The organism is Streptomyces sp. NPDC057307, assembly GCF_042667665.1.
Classification (GTDB): domain Bacteria; phylum Actinomycetota; class Actinomycetes; order Streptomycetales; family Streptomycetaceae; genus Streptomyces.
In genome coordinates this window covers 1-3,930 of sequence record NZ_JBHUZM010000260.1, presented here as the reverse complement: position 1 = coordinate 3,930, position 3,930 = coordinate 1, and the positions used below count along the sequence as shown (strand labels likewise).

3 protein-coding genes are annotated in these 3,930 nt (G+C 69.7%); all 3 read right to left on the bottom strand.

Translation table 11 applies throughout. The features are described from left to right. Nucleotides 1-91: 91 nt before the first annotated feature. Nucleotides 92-565, bottom strand: coding sequence for a winged helix-turn-helix transcriptional regulator (locus tag ACFUN8_RS37095; RefSeq protein WP_383647782.1), 474 nt, complete (start codon nt 563-565; stop codon nt 92-94). 63 nt (nt 566-628) lie between these two features. Continuing rightward, nucleotides 629-1,963 (bottom strand): hypothetical protein, encoded by a 1,335-nt coding sequence (locus ACFUN8_RS37090; RefSeq protein ID WP_383647779.1) that lies wholly within the window; start codon nt 1,961-1,963, stop codon nt 629-631. 533 nt (nt 1,964-2,496) lie between these two features. Then, nucleotides 2,497-3,561 (bottom strand): HNH endonuclease, encoded by a 1,065-nt coding sequence (locus tag ACFUN8_RS37085; RefSeq protein ID WP_383647776.1) that lies wholly within the window; start codon nt 3,559-3,561, stop codon nt 2,497-2,499. Nucleotides 3,562-3,930: the final 369 nt, after the last annotated feature.

The window sequence follows — 3,930 nt, the reverse complement described above, 5'->3', positions numbered from 1 at the left end:
TGCGATGCACCGCACCAACGAGACATCAGCCGCTCCGCGGCGGGCGCAGGCCCCGCCCTACGGGCGGACGGCGCTACTTCGAAGACAGGCCCTAGGAGTTGACGTAACTCGCCTCGCCCGTCCCGGCGCGGAGCGTCGGCCGTACGTCCCGCGGGTCGATCGGCTCGCCGCAGTCGGGGCAGGCCAGTTCGGGCGTCATCGTGTGCCCGCACGTCTCGTGGCGGAGCCGTACGGGCGGACCGTCGTCGCCCGCCATCCACCGGTCGCCCCAGGCGAGGAGCGAGACGATCACGGGGTACAGGCCGGCGCCCTTCTCGGTGAGCCGGTACTCGTACCGCTCGGGCCGCTCCTGGTACCGCACCCGCCGCAGCACCTCGTGCTCCACGAGCGTGGCCAGCCGCTCGGTGAGCAGGGGCCGTGACGCGCCCGTGTTCGCCCGGAAGTCCTCGAACCGCCGGACACCGAGGAAGGCGTCGCGCAGCACGAGCAGCGTCCAGCGGTCCCCCACCACCGACAGGGCTCGCGCGACCGAACAGTCGACGTCACCGATCTCGTTCCATCGCATGAGCCCGAGTGTAGGAGCCCGGCCGGGCGGTCCACGAGGACGCTGCGGGCCGTACGGGACGACTCAGTCCCGTACGGCGACGGACCAGCCGGGGTTGTACGTGCCGGGGACCGGCCTGCGCGGCCAGTCCCGCGCCCAGTCCGGCGGGTCCGCGCGACGCAGGATGACCGCCGTGGCGGGCGCCGGGTCGTCCATGTCCGCCGACGCGCAGCCGGCGGTGTACGCGACGGGGATCGCCGAGCTGTTCCCCTTGATCAGGCACGGCGGCCGTACCCCGTTCTCGCGCAGTACGGCGCTGATCCGCTGCCAGTCGCCGCGCGCCCGTTCCTGGACGCTCACATGCGTCCGTACCTGCGCGATCTGCACACCGGCGTGCCCCAGCAGGACGAGGACGAGGGCCACCGCGACCGGACGCGAGCCGCGCGCCCGGTCGGCGACGGCGAGCAGACCGACGGCGGCGGGCAGCACCAGCAGGGCGTAGCCGGGCAGCAGGAAACGGGGCGCCGCGTAGGGGACGAGGAAGAGGTACGGCAGCGAGGCGGCCACCGCGACGGCGACCGCGAGCCACAGCGGGGCGTTCGCGCGCCGGGTGCGGCGTACGGTCCACAGCCCGAGGACGACCAGCAGCGGAAGCAGCAGCCACCATTCGACGACGCCCGAGGCGACGGTGTCGCCCGTGCAGGGGCGACAGAGCAACGGGCCGTCCAGGGCGGTGAGATGAGCCTTCAGTGACAGGACGGGCCGCAGACCGCCCTGGGTGTCGCTCGCCTCGGCGAGCCGCCCCGGCACACCACCGAACCGCAGCCACGCCTCCACGACCCAGGGCAGCGCCCCCGCCGCGACACCCGCCACCACGGCGACGAGCCGCCCCCGGCAGCGCCAGGCGGGCACCAGCGTCGCGGCGACGAACAGCGGAAGGGCCACGGCGGCACCGTCGTTGGGCCGCATCAGCGTGACAACGGCCAGCCCGGCGACGATCCCGGCGTACGCGGCCCGTCCGGGACGGCGCCGCAGAAAGCAGCCGGTCGCGGCGGCGGCGCCCATCGCCGTGTAGTGGTTGGGCATGGCGGAGTTGGCGTAGAACAGCGCGAACCACAGGCTCCCGTACAGCCCCGCGGCCACCCACACCGCCGCAGGCCGCCGCAGCACCCCCAGCCACGGCCGAAACCCCGCGTAGAGCGCCCCGCCCGCGAGCGCGGCCATCCAGAGGCGCAGGAGCACGACCGAATCGCTCCAGGAGGCGACGGGCACGAGCAACAGGGGCACCCCGCGCGTACGCGGCGCACTGAACGGCACGCCTGGCCCGTACGGCCCGAACCTGCTGGCGTAGACGATCTCGTCCCACCCCAGCGGCAACCCGACCGGCACGAGCACCCCGGCGACAACGACAAACCCCACGCACACCCCGACAAGCCCCCACCACGCCCGAACCGCCCGAGCGCCCCCTCCACCGCGCGGATCGACCCGCCCGACGGACGGCATGACATCTGTCTGCACGCGTGGCACTCCCCCGTGTCGCACAACGACGCCCGGCGCCGCGACTTGTCCCGCCGCATACCGGGGCCGGTGGTCAACCACCCCTGCGGATCACTCCACACAACACGGCACTTCGCCCCAACTCAACCCAATTCCACGCCATCCCGCCATCCGGCCCTGCCGAAAGAAGCCCTCCAACAGCCGAACAACGCCAGGTACGGGCAGGGCTCGGGAGCCGACCCGGGCCGAAGAGAACGCGCCGAAGGCCCCCGACCATGATCGGTCGGGGGCCTTCGGTGGTGGTGGGCGCGGACGGTTTCGAACCGCCGACATTTGCTTTGCAAGTTCCGACTGGAGGCGGCTAAGCACCATGGCGATCCCGGTGAAGACTGCCGTCCAGGGTTCTCCGGGACTGCCGTTGTGCGCCGCCGTTGATGTCAGCAGTGGATGTCAGATCACGGGTTCGGCATCTGCTCGTCGGCCGCCCTGCGCGGTCGTGCCAGGACTTCCGCTGCACGCCTGTCAGCTGCATGCTTCTGCTCGATAGAGGCCCGCAGCTCCCCAGGAGTCGGCCAGGGGGCGCGCCGGTGGATCATGCGGTGGCAGTTGGCGCATATGAGGGCGAGATCACTGAGCTTGGTCCGCCCCTCCCCCGCCACGTGGAGCGGAAGGACGTGATGGCACTCGATGTACCCGGCGCCGCGGTCCCCGTAGACTCCCTCGAAGTCGAACCCGCACGCCTCACAAGCGAGCTGTCCGCCGCGCTGAAGAACAGTAGCGATCTTCTTCTTGCGCAGGCTCTTGTTCCGCTCGCGCGCCCGGTGACGCCGCATCAGGAGCCGCCCCTCCGGGGCGCTGTAATCGTCGCCGAACTCCTCGTCCTCCGTCGGTGCGAGGGCCTGCAAGTCGCCGGCGGCGATACCCTGCCGGATGAGCCGCTCAACCTCGGTCATCTCTGCCGGCCGGGCAAGAAACTCATGCAGCACCGCAACATCGAGGGCACCGCCGTTGGTGGGCTTGCCCTGATACTCCGGGTGCCGTGTGGCAATGTCGAACGTCTTGCGAGCGACCCCGTTGGGGTTCCGGAACTTCTCGTTACGCTCGGCTTCCGCATGGAGGGGAAGCAACTGGAGCAGGACAGACAGCTCCACCACCCGGCTGTCCTGGGCATCCAGCCCCTTCCAGTCGTTATCCATCACCAGACGGCAGGCCAGGATGATCTCGTCCCGGGCCCAATCCGGGTTCTTGACAGCCTTCACCTGAAAACCCGCCCGCTTGAGCCACGCCGCAGCATGGTCCTTGCCTCCACTGAACTCGTCCGCCGCAAGGGCACGCCCCTGGTCCCACTTGTGAGCCACCCCGGCGACCGCCTTGGAGTCATACTCCTGCCCCTCGTACACCAGGACGTACGACCGCGCCTCCCCAAAGCCGTACTTCGCCAAGAAGGCTTCCCGCCCCAACTCGTCGTGCTCCACAAGGGCCTTGAGCACGGACTCCCGTGTGATCGCTCCTCTACGCATGGCGAAAGGGTACGACCGAGCACTGACACAGCCCTCAACGTTGGCCAGACACACCACGCTCACACATGACTGCTTCGTCCTGGAGCAACTTGATCGGGTTGACGACCTTGAGCGGGTGTGGCCCTCACCCCTTGCGATGGCCCACACATGCACATGCACATGCTTGTTTGAGGCAATGCGTTCCGTTGGCACGCAGCTGGACGCCTGCCTGTACAGGCCACGCCGAGGTACTCGTGGCAGTGTGCGCTCGGTCAACAAGCGGGTCCGTGAGCCACTAGTGTTCTGAGTCGGTAATTCGTCGGCAGTATGAGGCCAGTGATTCGAGGATTTGGTCCGCGGTCTTCGTCCAGACGAACGGCTTGGGGTCTT